Annotated in this window: 18 protein-coding genes; 6 read left to right on the forward strand and 12 right to left on the reverse strand. The window is 75.0% G+C overall.

The window, feature by feature from the left end; all coding sequences use genetic code 11:
* Nucleotides 1-776: 776 nt before the first annotated feature.
* The 3 genes from DEF28_RS14750 to DEF28_RS28095 all read right to left on the reverse strand — a co-directional run bounded on the left by DEF28_RS14750 (nucleotide 777) and on the right by DEF28_RS28095 (nucleotide 2,401).
* Nucleotides 777-995, reverse strand: coding sequence for a hypothetical protein (locus DEF28_RS14750; RefSeq protein ID WP_114400599.1), 219 nt, complete (start codon nucleotides 993-995; stop codon nucleotides 777-779).
* Between the two features lie 391 nt (nucleotides 996-1,386).
* Complete coding sequence (locus tag DEF28_RS14755) at nucleotides 1,387-1,749, reverse strand: nuclear transport factor 2 family protein (RefSeq protein WP_114400598.1); 363 nt, start codon at nucleotides 1,747-1,749, stop codon at nucleotides 1,387-1,389.
* Nucleotides 1,750-1,918: 169 nt separating this feature from the next.
* Nucleotides 1,919-2,401 carry a hypothetical protein gene (locus DEF28_RS28095; RefSeq protein WP_181874444.1) on the reverse strand — a complete coding sequence of 161 codons (483 nt, stop codon included), beginning with the start codon at nucleotides 2,399-2,401 and terminating at the stop codon, nucleotides 1,919-1,921.
* Nucleotides 2,402-2,747: 346 nt separating this feature from the next.
* On the opposite strand from DEF28_RS28095, the gene DEF28_RS14765 reads away from it, so the two are divergent.
* A complete protein-coding gene (locus tag DEF28_RS14765; protein WP_147280271.1) occupies nucleotides 2,748-4,208 on the forward strand; it encodes a gluzincin family metallopeptidase in 1,461 nt (486 codons plus the stop codon).
* Nucleotides 4,209-4,265: 57 nt separating this feature from the next.
* Complete coding sequence (locus DEF28_RS14770; protein WP_114400596.1) at nucleotides 4,266-4,544, forward strand: protealysin inhibitor emfourin; 279 nt, start codon at nucleotides 4,266-4,268, stop codon at nucleotides 4,542-4,544.
* Nucleotides 4,545-4,634: 90 nt separating this feature from the next.
* Here the strand turns inward: DEF28_RS14770 and DEF28_RS14775 are convergent, their stop codons facing one another.
* Both DEF28_RS14775 and DEF28_RS14780 read right to left on the reverse strand, forming a co-directional pair.
* Nucleotides 4,635-5,096, reverse strand: a complete 462-nt coding sequence (locus tag DEF28_RS14775) for a VOC family protein (RefSeq protein WP_114400595.1) — start codon at nucleotides 5,094-5,096, stop codon at nucleotides 4,635-4,637.
* Nucleotides 5,093-5,677 carry a DinB family protein gene (locus DEF28_RS14780; protein ID WP_114400594.1) on the reverse strand — a complete coding sequence of 195 codons (585 nt, stop codon included), beginning with the start codon at nucleotides 5,675-5,677 and terminating at the stop codon, nucleotides 5,093-5,095. The genes DEF28_RS14775 and DEF28_RS14780 overlap by 4 nt, the downstream gene beginning before the upstream one ends.
* A gap of 316 nt (nucleotides 5,678-5,993) precedes the next feature.
* Here DEF28_RS14780 and DEF28_RS14785 point away from each other — a divergent pair, with 316 nt between their 5' ends.
* Complete coding sequence (locus tag DEF28_RS14785; RefSeq protein WP_114433255.1) at nucleotides 5,994-6,689, forward strand: hypothetical protein; 696 nt, start codon at nucleotides 5,994-5,996, stop codon at nucleotides 6,687-6,689.
* 501 nt (nucleotides 6,690-7,190) lie between these two features.
* Here DEF28_RS14785 and DEF28_RS14790 read toward each other — a convergent pair.
* Nucleotides 7,191-7,493: a hypothetical protein gene (locus DEF28_RS14790; RefSeq protein ID WP_181874353.1), complete on the reverse strand. Its 303-nt coding sequence runs from the start codon at nucleotides 7,491-7,493 to the stop codon at nucleotides 7,191-7,193.
* A 78-nt stretch (nucleotides 7,494-7,571) separates the two neighbouring features.
* Between DEF28_RS14790 and DEF28_RS14795 the strand changes: the two genes are divergently transcribed.
* Entirely contained in the window at nucleotides 7,572-7,964 is a 393-nt protein-coding gene (locus tag DEF28_RS14795; protein ID WP_114398737.1) for a hypothetical protein, read from the forward strand.
* 64 nt (nucleotides 7,965-8,028) lie between these two features.
* Here the strand turns inward: DEF28_RS14795 and DEF28_RS14800 are convergent, their stop codons facing one another.
* Nucleotides 8,029-8,451, reverse strand: coding sequence for a hypothetical protein (locus DEF28_RS14800; RefSeq protein ID WP_114398738.1), 423 nt, complete (start codon nucleotides 8,449-8,451; stop codon nucleotides 8,029-8,031).
* 327 nt (nucleotides 8,452-8,778) lie between these two features.
* Here DEF28_RS14800 and DEF28_RS14805 point away from each other — a divergent pair, with 327 nt between their 5' ends.
* Nucleotides 8,779-9,228 (forward strand): DUF5959 family protein, encoded by a 450-nt coding sequence (locus DEF28_RS14805; protein ID WP_114398739.1) that lies wholly within the window; start codon nucleotides 8,779-8,781, stop codon nucleotides 9,226-9,228.
* A 26-nt stretch (nucleotides 9,229-9,254) separates the two neighbouring features.
* On the opposite strand, the gene DEF28_RS14810 is transcribed toward DEF28_RS14805, so the two are convergent.
* Nucleotides 9,255-10,238: an AraC family transcriptional regulator gene (locus DEF28_RS14810; RefSeq protein WP_114398740.1), complete on the reverse strand. Its 984-nt coding sequence runs from the start codon at nucleotides 10,236-10,238 to the stop codon at nucleotides 9,255-9,257.
* Between the two features lie 186 nt (nucleotides 10,239-10,424).
* Between DEF28_RS14810 and DEF28_RS14815 the strand changes: the two genes are divergently transcribed.
* Nucleotides 10,425-10,916, forward strand: a complete 492-nt coding sequence (locus DEF28_RS14815; protein WP_114398741.1) for an anthrone oxygenase family protein — start codon at nucleotides 10,425-10,427, stop codon at nucleotides 10,914-10,916.
* Between the two features lie 75 nt (nucleotides 10,917-10,991).
* On the opposite strand, the gene DEF28_RS14820 is transcribed toward DEF28_RS14815, so the two are convergent.
* The 4 genes from DEF28_RS14820 to DEF28_RS14835 form a co-directional block, all read right to left on the reverse strand.
* Nucleotides 10,992-11,288 (reverse strand): hypothetical protein, encoded by a 297-nt coding sequence (locus tag DEF28_RS14820; protein WP_114398742.1) that lies wholly within the window; start codon nucleotides 11,286-11,288, stop codon nucleotides 10,992-10,994.
* Nucleotides 11,289-11,677: 389 nt separating this feature from the next.
* Nucleotides 11,678-13,264, reverse strand: a complete 1,587-nt coding sequence (locus DEF28_RS14825) for an FAD-binding oxidoreductase (protein WP_114398757.1) — start codon at nucleotides 13,262-13,264, stop codon at nucleotides 11,678-11,680.
* Nucleotides 13,265-13,460: 196 nt separating this feature from the next.
* Nucleotides 13,461-14,087 (reverse strand): FMN reductase, encoded by a 627-nt coding sequence (locus tag DEF28_RS14830; RefSeq protein ID WP_114398743.1) that lies wholly within the window; start codon nucleotides 14,085-14,087, stop codon nucleotides 13,461-13,463.
* Nucleotides 14,084-15,181 carry an LLM class flavin-dependent oxidoreductase gene (locus DEF28_RS14835; RefSeq protein WP_114398744.1) on the reverse strand — a complete coding sequence of 366 codons (1,098 nt, stop codon included), beginning with the start codon at nucleotides 15,179-15,181 and terminating at the stop codon, nucleotides 14,084-14,086. The genes DEF28_RS14830 and DEF28_RS14835 overlap by 4 nt, the downstream gene beginning before the upstream one ends.
* Nucleotides 15,182-15,204: the final 23 nt, after the last annotated feature.

Here is a 15,204-nt window from a genome sequence, read left to right on the forward strand (position 1 = left end):
GTCGGGGGACGGCGCGCCGGCCGTCCGGTGGCCGCGGCGGGCGGGAGCGGGGCACTTTCGGGCGTGGACGGGGTCCTGGCGGCGCACCGCGGTGTCCAGATCGCGGACCGCGGCGCCCGTGGCGACGGCGGCGGGTTCTCGGTGGGTGACGACCGGCTCGGGCGTCCTTCGTAGCACACTCCACGCCCGTCTGGACGGTGACGCGTCCTGCCCCGGGGCGCACCGGAGGCGTGAACGCGCTCCCCGGACGGCTGGCCACCCGTGCTGAGCCGGTGCGCGGCCGCGGCCCGGGCGCTTCCGCCGGTGGCCGCGCCTGGCCCCCGGAGCGCGCCGGACACGTCTCCCCGCACCGGCCCGGCACGGGCCGTGGCCCCTCTCATCCGCCCGACGGCCGAGGAGGCCCCGGAGCCGGCGGTGAAGGCGCTGCACGGCTGGCTCCGCCACGGGATGGCGGCGTCATCCGGACGCCGTGGAGCCCTTCGGGCCTGGAAGGCCATGCGGTACCCACCACCGAGGACCGCGGTGCGCTCCTGCCCGGCGGATTCCGGCACGGGACACCGCGTTACGGGGTTCGGTGGAGAAGGCCGGGCCGAGGTGCCCGGCCGCGGCCATGCCGCGTGAGCTCACGCTGTACCGGCCGGGGAGCGGGCCGCCGGCCTCGACGTCCTCCGTGACGAGCAGCTCCGGGAGTCCCGACATGACCGGGAGGACACCACCGCCCGCCAACGGGCGGGTGGGTCGTTCTCTCCGGCGCCGCGTCGGCGGGTGAGCGCCGCCTACTCCGCCGCGCTCGTGGCGCGGCGCTTCTTGGCGACCCGCGAACGGTCGAGCAGCGGCTCGAAGCGCGCGGTGTACTCCTCCACGCAGGTCTGGCAGGCGTCGATCTCGCGGACGGCCTGGTCCCAGGCGAACTGGATGACGCTGTCGGCTTCCACTCGCGTGCCCTGGAAGTCGTGGGCGTCGCAGTAGGTGCGGGTGATGACCTCGGTTACCACCGTGGCAACGTGTCCTCTCGGCAATGACGGAGGGCGGGCGGCTGCCCGCCGGGCGCGGGCGCGCCGAACCGGAAAACTACACCCTCGCGGGGACATCTCGCGGCGTTTTGTCCGATCGGTGACGCCATTGCCGACGGAACGGCCGAGCAGCCGTTCCCGGCAGCGCCCGCGTGGTCCGGCACCGCGTCGCGGGTGGCGCGGTGCCGGACCACGCGGGCGCTGCCGGCGGGCACGGCGCGCCGGACGCTCTCGCGGCGCGGCGCCGACAGGACGCCGGCGACGACATCCCGCCGGACGGTGCGCGCGGCGGCCGGGCACGCGGATGCCGGCGGGTCCCCGCCCGCCGGCACCCGGCCGGTCCCGACCGCGCGGTGCGGTCGGAGCGCCGACGTCACTCGTCCCAGGCCTGCACCATCAACTGGCGCGAAATGCGCCCGTTCTCCAGGTCGAGCATCGAGTTGCACAGCACGCACGTCCCGTCCGGGTAGCGGCAGGACTCGGTGTAGGCGGCGAGGTCGTCGTACATCACGCAGCGGTCCAGGGAGTGCGTCATGTCGCGGGCGCAGACGTCCTCGAGCGTCTGGCGGATCTCGGCGTGCCCCCGCAGGATCAGCGGGTTGCTGGGGGAGTTGGTGTGGTCGACGATCTCCACCTCGGCATCGTCGTTGTAGAGCGAGATCAGCATGTCGGCGTCGCGCTGCTCGATGCCCCGCCGGAGTCTCGTCTCGTCGAACGTTCCGGCCATCGTCGTCATGTCGGGCCTCCTCACGTCGGACTCCGGCGGACGCCCCCGACCGCGCCACCGGACATGTCCGTCCTCCTCCTCCAATCATGCGCGCGTGGGCGTCAATCACGGCCCAATCGGGCGTCAATCCGCTGCTGTGCGCGCTTCCGGCGGCGGTGGAGCGACGCGGCCCACCGGATCAGCGCCCGCGGCCGAGAAGCCGTACCCGGGGGCCCTCCAGGCTGGTCGGGTGCAGCCGGTCGACGAGGCACGACCGGTGCACCACGAGCGAGGTGGCGCCGGGCCCCTCTGCGCTGCGGGCGTCCAGGACGACGCCGTCTCCCCCGGGGGACAGCACGGCCGATGCGCCGCAGAGATCGCAGCCCCAGCGGAACTCGCGCAGGTCGGCCGCCCGCAGTGTGAGCCGCACCCAGGCGGGCGGGGACCACCTGCGGACCGCCTCGACGACCGCGTCGACCTCGGACCCGAGAACCGGGTACTCCTCGGGCAGGGCGCGCGGCGAGCCCGACGGGCTGTCGATGCGGCCGGCGTCCACCGACGCGCCCGTGTCCGGACTCCCCAGGACCTCCGCCAGCACGCCCCACGGCTCGTGGCCGGTGATCCGGACCCTGACCCGGGCGCCGGGCACGAGGTCCGCCGCGGCGGAGTCGAAGCGGTGCATGGCGGCATTCTGCCGCCTCCGCCGGACGCCGTCGGCACCAGGGGGCCGCGGCCGGCGGACCCGCCGCGCGGGGCCGCGTGTTCCGGCAGGTCGAAACCGGGTTTCGGGCGGTGTGGCAGGAGTCCGGCGCGGCCGGCCGGGGTACAGGAAGAACGTCCGGGCGGCTCCGTCGCACCGGGACCAGCCGCGTTGTCCGCGACCACCGGCATCCGCGACCGTCCGCGCGGAGCCGCCAGACCCCGGAACATCCGGGATGTCCCCGGCGTGGCCGCCGGGGCGGACCAGATGCGACCGGTGGACCGCGACCGACGGTCCGCGCGCCGGCCGCGGAAGGGCGAGGCAGCAGATGACGACAAAGGACGTGACCACGAAGAGCGCCGGGCCGGACCTGGCCGGGACGGCGGTCCCCGAGTCCGTCGCCGCCCGGCGGCTGCCCTACACGGTGCCGCGCCAGCGCCGCGCGACGGTGCCGGGCCGGGCGGCCGCGCCCACTCCCGCGGCCCCGCTGGTCGGCCCCCGCATCCTGGTCTACAAACAGGACCCCATGGTGACGGAGCTCGGCATCCGGCCGGTGTTCCTGCCCTCGGTGGTGCTGAACGGCCCCGCCGACGCCCGCGTCACCACCCAGCTGCCCGGCACCACGCCCGTGGCGCGCGACGTCAACGGGGACTTCATCTTCCCCGCCAACAGCCGGGAGTTCGACTGCTCGCACACCTTCGCCGTCGTCCGCGAGACGCTGACGATGTACGAGCGGCACCACGGCGCCCCGCTGCCGTTCGCGTGGAACGCGGCCGGCAACACCCAGCCGATCGCCGTCTTCCCCCGGGCCGCGATGGGGGCCAACGCCTTCTACTCCAGGACCGCCAAGGCGCTCAAGTTCCTGTTCTTCACACCGCAGGGCAGTCCGAGCGAGGTCTTCACCTGCCGGTCGCTCGACATCGTCGCGCACGAGACGGGCCACGCGGTGCTGGACGGCCTCAAACCCGGCTGGCTCGCGGCCGGGAACCCGCCGCAGACCGGTGGCCTGCACGAGGCGTGGGGCGACCTGAGCGCCATCTTCCTCGCGCTGTCGCAGCCCGACCAGGCCGAGGCGCTCGTCACCCTGACCAAGGGGAACCTGCACGCCACGTCGTTCCTGTCGGCGGTGGCGGAGCAGTTCGGCACCGCGCTGGGCCTGTCGTTCGGCCTGCGCAACGCGGACAACGACCTCAAGCTCAGCGAGGCCGGCAACGAGGTGCACGCGATCTCGCAGGTGTTCACCGGCGGGATCTACGACGTGCTCGCCGACGTCTACGTCTTCGAGTACGAGCGGCAGCGCGCCGCCAAGAGCCCGACGCTGGTGCTCATGGAGGTCGCCGGGCGGATCTGCAAGCTGCTGTTCGACGCGGTCGTGCTGGCCCCGCCCACCGCCGCGACGTACGCCGACGTCGTCAACGCGATGCTGCGGGTCTCCGCCGCGCAGGGGGATCCGCCGATCTACCGCACCTTCGTCCGCAACCGGTTCGCGCTCCGCGAGGTCGTGGCCTCGCCGACGCCGATCACCGACCTCGTCTCGGGGCAGATGCCGATGACCGACGCCGAGTACACCGGCGCCGGCGGGGCCGAGGACGCCACCGAGGTCGCCGTCGCCGACGAGCGCTCGGCCAGCCTGTGCGCGGCCCAGGACCGCTCGACGTCCTGCGGCACGATGCAGCTGCCCGAGTTCCAGGTGGTGAGCGTGGAGCGGCTCGCCGACCGCGGACCGCTGGAGGACGCCGACATCCTCGCCGGCGAGCTGCGCGAGCTCGGCCGGGCCTTCGGGCGGTAGCGGAACCCGGCGCAGGGTGTGCGCCGACGGCAGCGGACGACGGGTCGGGGGTGAGCGATGCGCGTGGTGATCGAGCGCACCGGTGGGTTCGCCGGGATCGAGGAGGAGGTCGCCTCCTACGACACCGAACACCTCGCGGCGGAGGACGCGGCGGAGGTACGGCGGGCCGTCGAGCGGATCGCCGCCGCGTCGGCCCGGGAGGAGAGCACCGAGGTGGGGGCCGACCTGGTGAACTACCGGATCACGGCGGGCGGCCGCGTCCTGCTGGTATCGGCGGACCCGGCAGCGGCACTGGCCGGACCGCTGTCGGTACTGCTGCGCCAGCGGCCCGCCTGACCGGACGCGGCCGCCCGCCCGGACCAGGAGGGCGGCGGGCGGGCCGCGCCGCCGCACCCGGCCGGCGCGGCTGCCCCGGCGCAGCACCGGTCAGTCGAGGCAGAACTCGTTGCCCTCGGGGTCGGCCATCACGATGTGGCCGGCGCTCATCGGGGGCTCGGGTTCGTAGCGGCGGACACGCGTCGCTCCCAGCGCGACGAGACGGTCGCACTCGGCCTCCAGCGCGGCCATCCGCTCCGCTCCCCGCAGTCCGGGAGCCGCGCGCACGTCGAGGTGGACGCGGTTCTTGGCGGCCTTGCCCTCCGGCACCTGCTGGAAGAACAGCCGGGGGCCGTGTCCCTCGGGGTCCTCGACGGCCGAATTCGAGTTGCGCCGCTCCTCCGGTACGCCGAGCCGCGCGAGGAAGTCGTCCCACGCGGCCAGCGGGTCGGCGCCCTCGGGCAGGTCGACTCCGGGCGGGCCGGGGTGGACGTAGCCGAGGGCCTCGCGCCAGAAGGATGACAGCGCCCGCGGGTCATGGGCGTCGAAGGTGACCTGGACGTGGCGGCTCATCGGGTCGCTCCGTTCGTGGTGTGCGTCGTGTGCAGGTAGAGGTCGCGCAGCAGGCAGACCTCGGACAGATGGTGGATCATCTCGCGGTTGATGTGCAGTACCAGCGCGGCCAGCGGACGCGCGGCGTGCGGCCCCTCCGCCGCGCCGCACGGGCGGGCGAGGCCGGCTTCGCCGAGGGACTCGACCCCGGCCAGCCACGCCGCGTACTCCGCGTCGAGCTGGGCCAGCGCAGCGGCCGCGGTCGGGGCGTACTCGAACGACCGGTAGCCGGTGGGCGCGCGGCCGAAGTGCGCGGCGTTGCGCACCGCGAGCACGCCGACGACCACGTGCGCGAGCCGCCAGGCGATCGTCGTGAACTGCGGCGGACCGGGCTGCGACGCCGGCAGGTCGAGGGCCATCGCACCGGTCCCGGCCTGCCCCGGCACGGAGCTGGTCCCGCGCGGACGCACGCTCCAGCAGCCGGGCGCCGGCTCCCAGAAGTACTCATCGTCGGTGAGCCCGTTGAGGCGGTCGCGCAGCTGGCCGGTCCAGTGCCGGTCGAGCTGCTCGCGGAGCAGGAGATTCCAGGTCTGGTCGGTCACGGTGCCAGCCTGGCGGAGATCGCGGACAGCTTCGTTCCTCAATGTGCGGGGCGACGGGAGTGTGTGTCCGCGGCGGCGGCCGGGCGGGTGACACGGTGGGCGGGGGCGTTCGGTGGGCGCCCGGTGCGGGCGCGTCCGACCGCCGCCCGGCTCGGCGGAGGGGGCCGCCGGCCGGCGGGACTGGGCACGAGGGACGCGGGTCCGGTTCAATGATCGCCATGACGGACCCCGTTCCCGCGCCTGCCGTCCCGTCCGCCGCCTCCGCAGCCGAGCGGAGCCCGACCGGGCCGCGCGCGCGGGGAGCGGCGGCGCGGCGATGAGCGACTACCACGACCTCGTCTTCCTCGCCGCGCTCCCCGACACCGTGCCGGACGCGTTCCTGGCCGAACTCCGGTGGCAGCTGCGGCTCACCGAGACGGAACCGCCGGAGCACACGGCGGTGTCGTACCGGGGGTGGGGCGAGCCGTTCGCGGTGTTCATGGGCGACGGTCCCAGTCCGCACTTCGCCGGCCACGACCACTCGCGGCTGCTCCGCCGGTCCGACGGCGGGGGATGGCTGGTCGACGTGCGCTCGGAGGTGCACGAGGACGACTACGGGCTCGTCCTGCAGGTCGTCGAGTGGATCCTCCGCCACTCGGTCACACGCGGCCGGTTCGGCCGGGCGGCCTACACCGGCGACGACATCGTCTGGACGCTCTTCTGGGACGGCGAGCGTGTCGTGCCCCTGCGCGACGGTGCCGCCGCACCAGCACTGCCTCCCTCCGGGCGGGGCTCGGGTGGCGGGATGCGGGCCGCGCCGCACCGCACGCGTAGGGACGGACCCCAGCGCCCGCCCCGGACGGTCCAGGTCCGGGGGCCGTCCGGCACGCCGGAGATGACGTTGCCGATGGCCGGCCACCTGCTGCGCCCGAAGCCCGCCGGCGGCCGGGAACGCGGCTCCGGCCCGGACCCCGGTGCGGCATGGCGCCCGGCGGCCCGGGGGACCGACACGGGACCGCGCTCGGCGAGGTGACGCGGCGTGGGCGGCGATCGCTCCAGAGGCGGGCCGAGCTCCGCGTGGACGGGGCTCCCGCGCGGCAGCAGGCGCGGGAAGGCGGTGGCGTGGCCGAGGCACATGATCGTGCGGCGGTTGCGGAGGCCGTCCTGGAGTTCCGTCCCGGGGCGGGAGCGCGGTCCTGTTCGCCAGGCGGCGTTCGCCGATCTGGTTCCGTGGTCCGTCGGGCGGCGTGCCACCACCCACTCGTGCGGCGTACGCGGCGGGAGGCGGGTGGACGCCGGTCGGACCTCCGAACCGCCGAGGTTCTGTTTCTTGAAAGGTCTGCGGGTGGGCCGCTCTGGAACCGTGTGTCGACGTGGTCCGACGCCATGAACCCACCGACCATGCTCGTCAGGTGCTGCGGCCCGCCCGGTACGGGGTTTCCCACCCCCAGTACCCGTCCGCCCGCTGCCGCGGTCCCCGCCGGTCCGGTCACCAGCCGAGGCACGGGCTGCCGGGGAACGGCCCGACCGCCGCTCAGCCGGCCCCGCGCCGGGGACCGGCCTCGGACCAGGGCGGAGCCGGGCCGGGCGGTGCGGCCGCACGCAGTTCCGCCAACCAGGCCGCGACCTGCCCGTCGTCGTGCAGGTAGGGCCCGTCCGGGCCATGCGCGAGGTCCACACCATGCAGCCGGTCCAGCGCCACCTCCACGGCGGGGTCACCGGTGTCGAGGTCGAACCGGCGCGCCGCCCAACGGTCGGCCTGGTCGCGGTCGATGGTCCCGGCCAGCAGCGCCTCGAAGACGGCGATGACCTCGGCGCGGGTCGGCGGTCGCTCCATGCCGCCATCCTGACATGGAAAGCGCCGTCCGCGCCCGAGCGGTGGTGCTCCCGCCCGCCGCTGCCGCATCATGGTCGGGTGCTGGTCTACGTGGCGAAGACGTTCCGGCAGCCTGGCAGTGAGCCGTGGGCGGTGGTGCGGTCCGCGATCGGCGGCGCCACCGTGCGCTGGTCCGGCGGCGCGGGCGGCGGGCTCCGCCGCGTCGAGTGGACGATCGACGCCGACGTCACGTGGGGCCGGGACGCCCGGCCGGCGCGGTCGGCCGCCCCCGCCATCGGTACGGCGGGCCCCCGGGTGCTGCTGCGCGGCCGCCTCGGTCTGGCCGCGGACGGCGCGGCGCACCTCCTTCTCGCCGGAACACCGGTCCTCCTCGACTTCCTCGGGCCTCCGCCGCCCCGGGACGCGGCGGGGACGTGGATCGAGCTCGGTGTCGAGGCGCACCGGGTGCGGCTGTACCCCTACGAGGTGTGACGGAGCCGGGGGACGGCGTGCCCGCGGCCGGGCGGCGCAGCGCCGATCCGCCCGGCCCGCGGGTTCACGGCGTGCGGTGGACGCGCGCTCCCGAGGTCCGCTGCCGCCGGAGCTGGGCGTCGACGGTGGACCTCGCGGCACCGGTGCTCCTGCCCCCCATGGCGGACCGCAGCCGCGCCGCGGTGAGGGCGGGGGTCCTGCCCGGCGGGGCCGGACGCCAGTCCACGTTCTCGACGCGGGCGCGCTGCTGTCCGAGCATGTTGGTCCCCATCTCGTAGTTGACGGAGAACTCCCCCGGAACGGTACCCGGCGCGTCCGGCCCGCCGGTGATCGCCGGTCCGCTCTGCCAGTCGACCTGCCCGTGGCTCAGGAAGAGCCCGTCGACATAGCCGTCACTCCGCGCGAGCCTCTGGCTGTTGCGCTGCTCGATCTCCCCGTCGAGGTGCCGCAGGCGGAGAAGCGCGCTCTGCCGGGCACCGGCCGGCATCGCGGCCAGGTCCGCGCCGGCGCGGGGGGACAGGTCGATGTTGCGGAAGACGGCGTCCTCGAAGAACGTCGTGTAGCTCCGCCACCTCTCCGGGGCCAGCCTCGGGATCGGTGCCGACGCCGACGAGGAGTGCGGCGGCCCGCCACCCGGACCGGCGCCGCTCCCTCCCGGTGAACCGGCCGCGGCTGGTAGTCGCCGACGGGCCCGAGCTCGCACCGGGCCCGGCGCCGGGCCCGCCGCCGAGGTGCGAGCGGTCGGTGTCGGAGGCCGGCCCCAGCATGTGCCGACCGGAAACGATCGGGCGGACCGCCCTGCCGAGAGGACGCCATGGAGGACAACGCAGCACCGTTGGAGCTCTTCCGCCTGACCGGCGAATCCGGAACCGACGGCGTGACGGTGCGGGTGCGAGGCCGCTACCGGCCGGAGGAGTACGACGACCTCCTCGACGCCGAGATCGTCGTGCACTCCGCGGTCTCCGGCCAGTTCCGCGTGATCCTGTTCCCCGAGGACCTCGACGAGTGGGACGGCGCCCTGGAGGAGTTCGCCGCCGGAGGCGCCGCGGGCTGGCTGGGAGAGCGGCAGCTCACGATGCACGTGGAGCCGGTCCGGGGCACCAGCTGCGTGAAGGTGCGGATCCACGCCGACCCCGTCACCGGGATCGACCTGTCCCTGCCGCTCTTGCCGGCCGCGACCTGGGTCGGGGACAACCGTGCCCGCTTCGACCGGGTGCGGGCCGCCTACCCCGAGGCCGACGGCGGGGGCGACGGTCCCGGGTAGCCGGCGCGTCCCGGCCGGGTCCGGCCTCACGCGGGGACGGCGTCGTCCCGTTCGGCGCGGGCACCACGGGCATGGGGCGGACCGCCCGCCCGGTACCGCTGCGGGCTGATCCCGCGCTCCCGTTTGAAGGCCGCGCTCAACGCGAACCCGCTGCCGTACCCGACCCGGCGCGCCACCGCGTCCAGGGGCGCGTCGGACTCGCGCAGCAGGTCGGCGGCGAGCGTGAGGCGCCACGCCGTGAGGTAGGCCATGGGCGGTTCGCCGACCAGCGCCGTGAACCGGCGGGCCAGCGCGGCGCGGGAGACCCCCGCCTCGGCGGCCAGGGCCGCCACGGTCCAGGGACGTGCCGGTTCCCGGTGCAGCAGGCGCAGGGCGCGGCCGACGACCGGGTCGCCGTGCGCGCGGTACCACGCGGGGGCGTCCGCCTCGGGCCGCGCGAACCAGGCCCGCAGCACCGCGATGAGCAGCAGGTCCAGCAACCGGTCCAGTACCGCCTCCTGGCCGGGCAGCTGCTTGCCGACCTCCTCGGCGAGCAGCGGCACGATCGGGCTGCTCCAGGCGTCCTCCGGCAGCACCACCAGCCGGGGCAGCGCGTCGAGCAGCCGGCGGCCCACCGCGTCGGGCACCTGGTAGGTGCCGGTGAGCAGCACCGTCGTCCCGTCCGAGTCCGTACCCCAGGTGCGCACCCCCAGGTCCGACAGGTCGGCGAGCGGAGCTCCCGCCAGGGTGGTGCAGCGCTGTCCCGGACCGATGACCGCGTGCGGCGGGGTCGCCGGGCCGTCGGCGACCGTGTAGGGCCGCGGACCGCGCACGACCGCGACGTCCCGGGGACGCAGGCGCGTCGCCGAGCCGTCCTCGGGGACCACCCAGGCGGTCCCCTCCAGCACCGCCATGAGGGTGAGGGGTGCCCGGTCCTCGATCCGCAGCGACCAGGGCGGGCTCAGCACGGACCGCAGCAGGAAGGCGCCCCGGGCGCGCGGCCCGTCCAGCAGACCCGCGAGTGCGTCCATGCGGCCGAGTGTAGACGCCGGCGTATGGGGGTGATCCTCCCGGCCATGGCGGCCGGCGTCCCGGCGGACTTCACTGGTGGGGGACGGCGCGGGCGTCCCGGCCCGCGGGTGCGGGCCGCGGCGTCCGCCCGCTCCGCCGCCGCCCGCGCGCCGGACCCGAAGACGCCCGCACGCCGAGGAACCCCCATGACGGATCTCATCGCGGCCGCCGCGCTGCCCGCGGCCACCCTGACCACCGGACTCGCCGCCGGCCTCTACTACGGCTTCGCCTGCGCCGTCATGCCCGGCCTGGCCCGAACCGACGACCGGACCCTTGTCACGGCGATGCGGCACGTCAACGAGGCCATCCTCAACGGGTGGTTCCTGCTGCTCTTCCTCGGCAGCCCGGCGGCGACGGCGCTCGCGCTGGCATCGGTGCTCGGCGGCGAGGGCCGGGCCGCGCTGCCGTGGACGGCCGGCGCGCTGGCCGCACACGTCGCGGTGCTCGCCATCACGTTCGCCGGCAACGTGCCCCTGAACAACGCCCTCGCCCGGTCCGGCCCGGCCGGCCCGGAGGCGCCGCCCGCGGCGGCCCGCGCGGGTTTCGAGCGGCCGTGGCGGCGCTGGAACACCCTCCGCACGGCGGCGGCCGCGGTGGCGTTCGGCTGCCTCGTCATGGCCATGGCGGTCGGCGAGTGACCGCGCCCGTGCTCCGGGAGGCGGCGCCCCCGCCGCCGGGGTACCGCTGCTCCCGCGCCCGGTCCCGCGATACGGTCAGCCCAGCGTGCGCCGGGGCGCGGCGCGCCCGATGAGCCCGGCGCGCTGGTGTCCGCGGGTGCCGGCGGCTTTGGCAGCGGCACCCGGTCCCAGCGGCAGGCGGTGCCGGTTGCGGGTTCCGTCACTCTTCACGGGGTTGTCGAGCTCGCCGAGCCCTCTCTGCCGGTCGACGCTGTTCCGCTGCGCCTCGACCACCGCCTGGTCGAAGTCGCCGCCCATCTCGCGGGCCAGCTCCTCGCGCAGCGCGTCCTCGCCCGCCTTGTCGGTGATCCGGGGATCCACGTTCTCCGCCATGCGCTCTCCTCGACTCGTCACGCGGGGCTCGTTCTCGGAGCCGCCGCTCCGGCGGTCCGCCGGTGACTGTTCCGCCGGATATCCGGATATCCGGAGAAACGCCGCCGATCGCCCCGTCGGTTCGCCAGACTACGGCCATGACCGAGCGTCCTGATGAGGCCCCGGCCCGGGCGAGGTCGGGAGTCGAGTCGGCGTCGTCCGGCCTCTTCGGCCTCGCCCTGGCGGTGTTCGTGCTCCACATGGCGGCTCCGACGCACTGGACCGGGCTCGCCGTCCTCGTCCTCGCGATCGTGGCGATCGGGCTGCGGATCGAACTGGCGGTCCGGGGGCTCGCGGAGCGGCGGCCGGTCACCCGTAGCCGCCGGACCGCGTGGCGCCCCGGCCGCGGGTCAGGACCGCGGACCCGGGACGCCGGCCGGCGGTTCGACGGACTGCCGGTGCCGGAAGACGTTGAGCGGGTCCCAGCGCCGCTTGGCCTCCTGGAGCGCCGGGTAGTGGCGGCCGTAGTACAGCCGCGACCAGGACGCGGGGTCGATGTTCCACTCGCGGTCGCTCAGGTCGACGTCGGGGTAGCCGACGTAGCAGCCGTCGGTGACCCCGGCCCCGATCTCCCTGGTGGCCGGGACCCCGCCGGTGTCGGCGTACATGTTCTGGTACACGGTGCGGATCCAGTGGAGGTGGTCCGCGCCGTCCTCGGTCGCGGGCCAGTACACCTGGTGCTGGAGCTTCAGGACCGAGTCCCGCTGCGCGACCGCGGTGGCCTCCTCGGCCACCTCGTTGACCGCGGCGCCGTAGGAGTCGATCTGCACCACGGCGTCGCGGACGACGCCGCGGTCCTCACCCGCGAGTCCCTCCCAGAGCGCGCGGATCTGCCGCTCGGGCAGCGGTCCGCGCATGTAGGCGGACTTGTGCTTGCCGCATCGGAGGTTGTCCACCGGCCCGAGGAGCTTGTCCACCGAATCCCACGGCAGCGGCTGCGGCCGCTGCAGCCCGGCGAGCGCCGGGTACTCCCCGTAGCCCTCGGTGAGGTCCTCGAAGGCCCGGGAGCGCAGGGCGAGGCGGGGGCCGCCGCCCATGGCCTTCTGGAAGTCCGCCATCCGCTGCCGCGCCTTGGGGGCGCTCGCGTCGATCTGGGCGATGAGGCCGATCTTGGGCTGGCTGCGGTGGGTGAGCAGCAGGATCGCGAACAGCGGGTCGAACTTCGGGTCCCGCCGGGCGAAGAAGCTCCCGAAGTTGTCCACGATCCGCTTGAACTGCCGGAAACCGCGCTCACGGCGCGCGAGGCTGGACCACTTCCAGCCGCCGGCGGTGAGCAGCACGTGCTCCGGCGCGTCCGGCAGGCCCCTGAACCAGAACCGGGTGACGATGCCGAAGTTGCCGCCGCCGCCCCCGGTGTGCGCCCACCAGAGCGACCGCTCCGGCTCGGGGCTGTCGCGGTTCGCGCGCACCAGCCGGACCTCGCGGTCCTCGTCCACCACGGCGACCTCGACCTCGTACAGGTAGTCGACGGTGAGCCCGAACTGCCGGGACAGCAGCCCGAACCCCCCGGCGGGCACGTGCCCGCCGACCCCGACCGAGGCGCAGGAACCGCCCGGAAGCACCTTGCCGGTCTTCAGGAAGAGCTGTTTGCGCAGATCTCCGTTGGTGGCACCGGCCTCGACGCACACCATCCCGCCGTCCTCGTAGACCTCGTCCATGAGGGAGACGTCGATGATCACGCGAACGTCGGGCGCGCAGACGAAGTCCTCGTAGCAGTGGCCGCCGGAGCGCGTGGTGATCCGGGAGCGCTCCTCGCCGGGGTCGTGGTCGGCGACCGCGTCCCGCAGCGCGGTCACCGCCTCCTCGGGGCTGCGGACCAGCTCGACGTAGTCGGGCTCGGCCTCCCAGCGGGGGTTGTATCCCCGGCGCACCGCCGCGTAGCGGCGGTCCCCCGGCGTCACCCTGATCCCGCGCGCGACCGTCCTCGTGTCCGTCATGCCCATCACCCCGCCTCGTGCCGGCCCGGCCCGGTGGCCGCGGCGGCCGGAGCGTCCGGCCGCCGCGGCCGCACGGCGCCGCCTGTGGCGGGCACCGCTACCGCGGGGCGGGCAAAACGCACCTCAACGGCCGCACCCTGTTGGCTGTTGCCGCGGGCGGCCGGACGGGCGTGCCCGTCCGGCCGGCGGGCCGGTGCTACTCGGGGCGCAGCGCCGCGAGCTGCTCCTCGAAGGGGGTGACGGCCTCGGCAGCGGCGGCAGGGGCCGGCCGCGCCCCGACCAGGTCGGCCAGCTCCCCGCCGGCGCGCGCGATCCGGCTCGGGAGGGTGGCGGTGAGCCCGTCGCCCGTGCCGCCCCAGTCCTCGGACGCGGCGTACACCGCGGTGGGCGCCACCACCGCGCGGAGGTAGGCGAACAGCGGGCGCATCGCGTGCTCCAGGGCGAGCGAGTGCCGCGCCGTGCCGCCCGTCGCGGCGATGAGGACGGGCGTGCCGGCCAGGGCGTCCTTGTCCACCACGTCGAAGAACGACTTGAACAGCCCGCTGTAGGAGGCCGAGAACACCGGGGTGACGGCGATGAGCCCGTCCGCCCCGGCGACCGCCTCGAGGGCCGCGCGCAGCTCCGGCCCGGGAAAGCCCGTCACCAGGTTGTTCGCGATGTCGACGGCCAGTTCGCGCAGCTCGATCACCCGCACCTCGACCGGCCGGCCGCCCTCCGCCAGCCGGCGGCGGGCGGCGTCGGCGAGGCGGTCGGCGAGCAGCCGCGTGGAGGAGGGCTCGCTCAGGCCTGCCGACACAGCCACCAGCGTCACCGGGGTCGTCACCTGGTCACCTCCGTGGCGGTCGGCTCGTCGCGGCGCGCGACGAGCGAGGCGTGGGTGGGGGCGTCGGGCACATCGGCGGGTCGGTCGCGGGCGAACTCCTCGCGCAGCACCGGCAGGATCTCGCCGAGCATGTCGAGCTGCTCCAGCACGGTCTTCAGGGGCAGACCGGCGTGGTCGACGAGGAACAGCTGGCGCTGGTAGTCGCCGAAGTAGTCCCGGAACGCCAGGGTCTTGTCGATGACCTCCTGCGGGCTCCCGACGGTGAGCGGCGTCTCCGCCGTGAACTGCTCCAGGGACGGCCCGTGCCCGTACACCGGCGCGTTGTCGAAGTAGGGGCGGAACTCGCGGACGGCGTCCTGCGACCGCTTCCGCATGAAGATCTGCCCGCCGAGGCCGACGACGGCCTGCTCCGGGGTGCCGTGGCCGTAGTGCGCGTACCGCTCCCGGTACAGGGAGATGAGCCGCTGGAAGTGCTCCTTGGGCCAGAAGATGTTGTTGGCGAAGAAGCCGTCCCCATAGTAGGCGGCCTGCTCGGCGATCTCCGGGCTCCGGATCGAGCCGTGCCAGACGAACGGCGGTACGCCGTCCAGGGGGCGGGGGGTGGAGGTGAAGCCCTGGAGGGGCGTGCGGAAGCGGCCCTCCCAGTCGACCACGTCCTCCCGCCACAGCCGGTGCAGCAGCGCGTAGTTCTCGATGGCCAGCGGGATCCCCTGGCGGATGTCCTGGCCGAACCAGGGGTAGACCGGCCCGGTGTTGCCGCGGCCGAGCATCAGGTCCACCCGCCCGCCGGCCAGGTGCTGCAGCATCGCGAAGTCCTCGGCGATCTTCACCGGGTCGTTCGTGGTGATCAGCGTCGTGGACGTGGAGAGGATCAGCCGCTCGGTGCGCGCCGCGATCCAGCCCAGCATGGTCGTTGGCGACGACGGCACGAACGGCGGGTTGTGGTGCTCCCCGGTCGCGAAGACGTCCAGGCCGACCTCCTCGGCCTTGAGCGCGATGGTGGTCATCGCGGTGATCCGCTCGTGCTCACTCGGCGTCCGGCCCGTGGTCGGATCCGGAGTCACGTCGCCGACCGTGAAGATCCCGAACTGCACGGGACTCGACCTCCTTCAGGTTG

The sequence above is a fragment of the Marinitenerispora sediminis genome (assembly GCF_003336425.1).
Classification (GTDB): Bacteria; Actinomycetota; Actinomycetes; order Streptosporangiales; family Streptosporangiaceae; genus Marinitenerispora; species Marinitenerispora sediminis.

Excerpts from the sequence above, each read along its gene's own strand:
- DEF28_RS14755 (WP_114400598.1), bottom strand. The coding sequence starts at position 1,749 with ATGACGACGATGGCCGGAACGTTCGACGAGACGAGACTCCGGCGGGGC.
- DEF28_RS28095 (WP_181874444.1), bottom strand. The coding sequence starts at position 2,401 with ATGCACCGCTTCGACTCCGCCGCGGCGGACCTCGTGCCCGGCGCCCGG.
- DEF28_RS14765 (WP_147280271.1), top strand. The coding sequence starts at position 2,748 with ATGACGACAAAGGACGTGACCACGAAGAGCGCCGGGCCGGACCTGGCC.
- DEF28_RS14770 (WP_114400596.1), top strand. The coding sequence starts at position 4,266 with ATGCGCGTGGTGATCGAGCGCACCGGTGGGTTCGCCGGGATCGAGGAG.
- DEF28_RS14775 (WP_114400595.1), bottom strand. The coding sequence starts at position 5,096 with ATGAGCCGCCACGTCCAGGTCACCTTCGACGCCCATGACCCGCGGGCG.
- DEF28_RS14785 (WP_114433255.1), top strand. The coding sequence starts at position 5,994 with ATGAGCGACTACCACGACCTCGTCTTCCTCGCCGCGCTCCCCGACACC.
- DEF28_RS14790 (WP_181874353.1), bottom strand. The coding sequence starts at position 7,493 with ATGGAGCGACCGCCGACCCGCGCCGAGGTCATCGCCGTCTTCGAGGCG.
- DEF28_RS14800 (WP_114398738.1), bottom strand. The coding sequence starts at position 8,451 with ATGCCGGCCGGTGCCCGGCAGAGCGCGCTTCTCCGCCTGCGGCACCTC.
- DEF28_RS14805 (WP_114398739.1), top strand. The coding sequence starts at position 8,779 with ATGGAGGACAACGCAGCACCGTTGGAGCTCTTCCGCCTGACCGGCGAA.
- DEF28_RS14810 (WP_114398740.1), bottom strand. The coding sequence starts at position 10,238 with ATGGACGCACTCGCGGGTCTGCTGGACGGGCCGCGCGCCCGGGGCGCC.
- DEF28_RS14815 (WP_114398741.1), top strand. The coding sequence starts at position 10,425 with ATGACGGATCTCATCGCGGCCGCCGCGCTGCCCGCGGCCACCCTGACC.
- DEF28_RS14820 (WP_114398742.1), bottom strand. The coding sequence starts at position 11,288 with ATGGCGGAGAACGTGGATCCCCGGATCACCGACAAGGCGGGCGAGGAC.
- DEF28_RS14825 (WP_114398757.1), bottom strand. The coding sequence starts at position 13,264 with ATGACGGACACGAGGACGGTCGCGCGCGGGATCAGGGTGACGCCGGGG.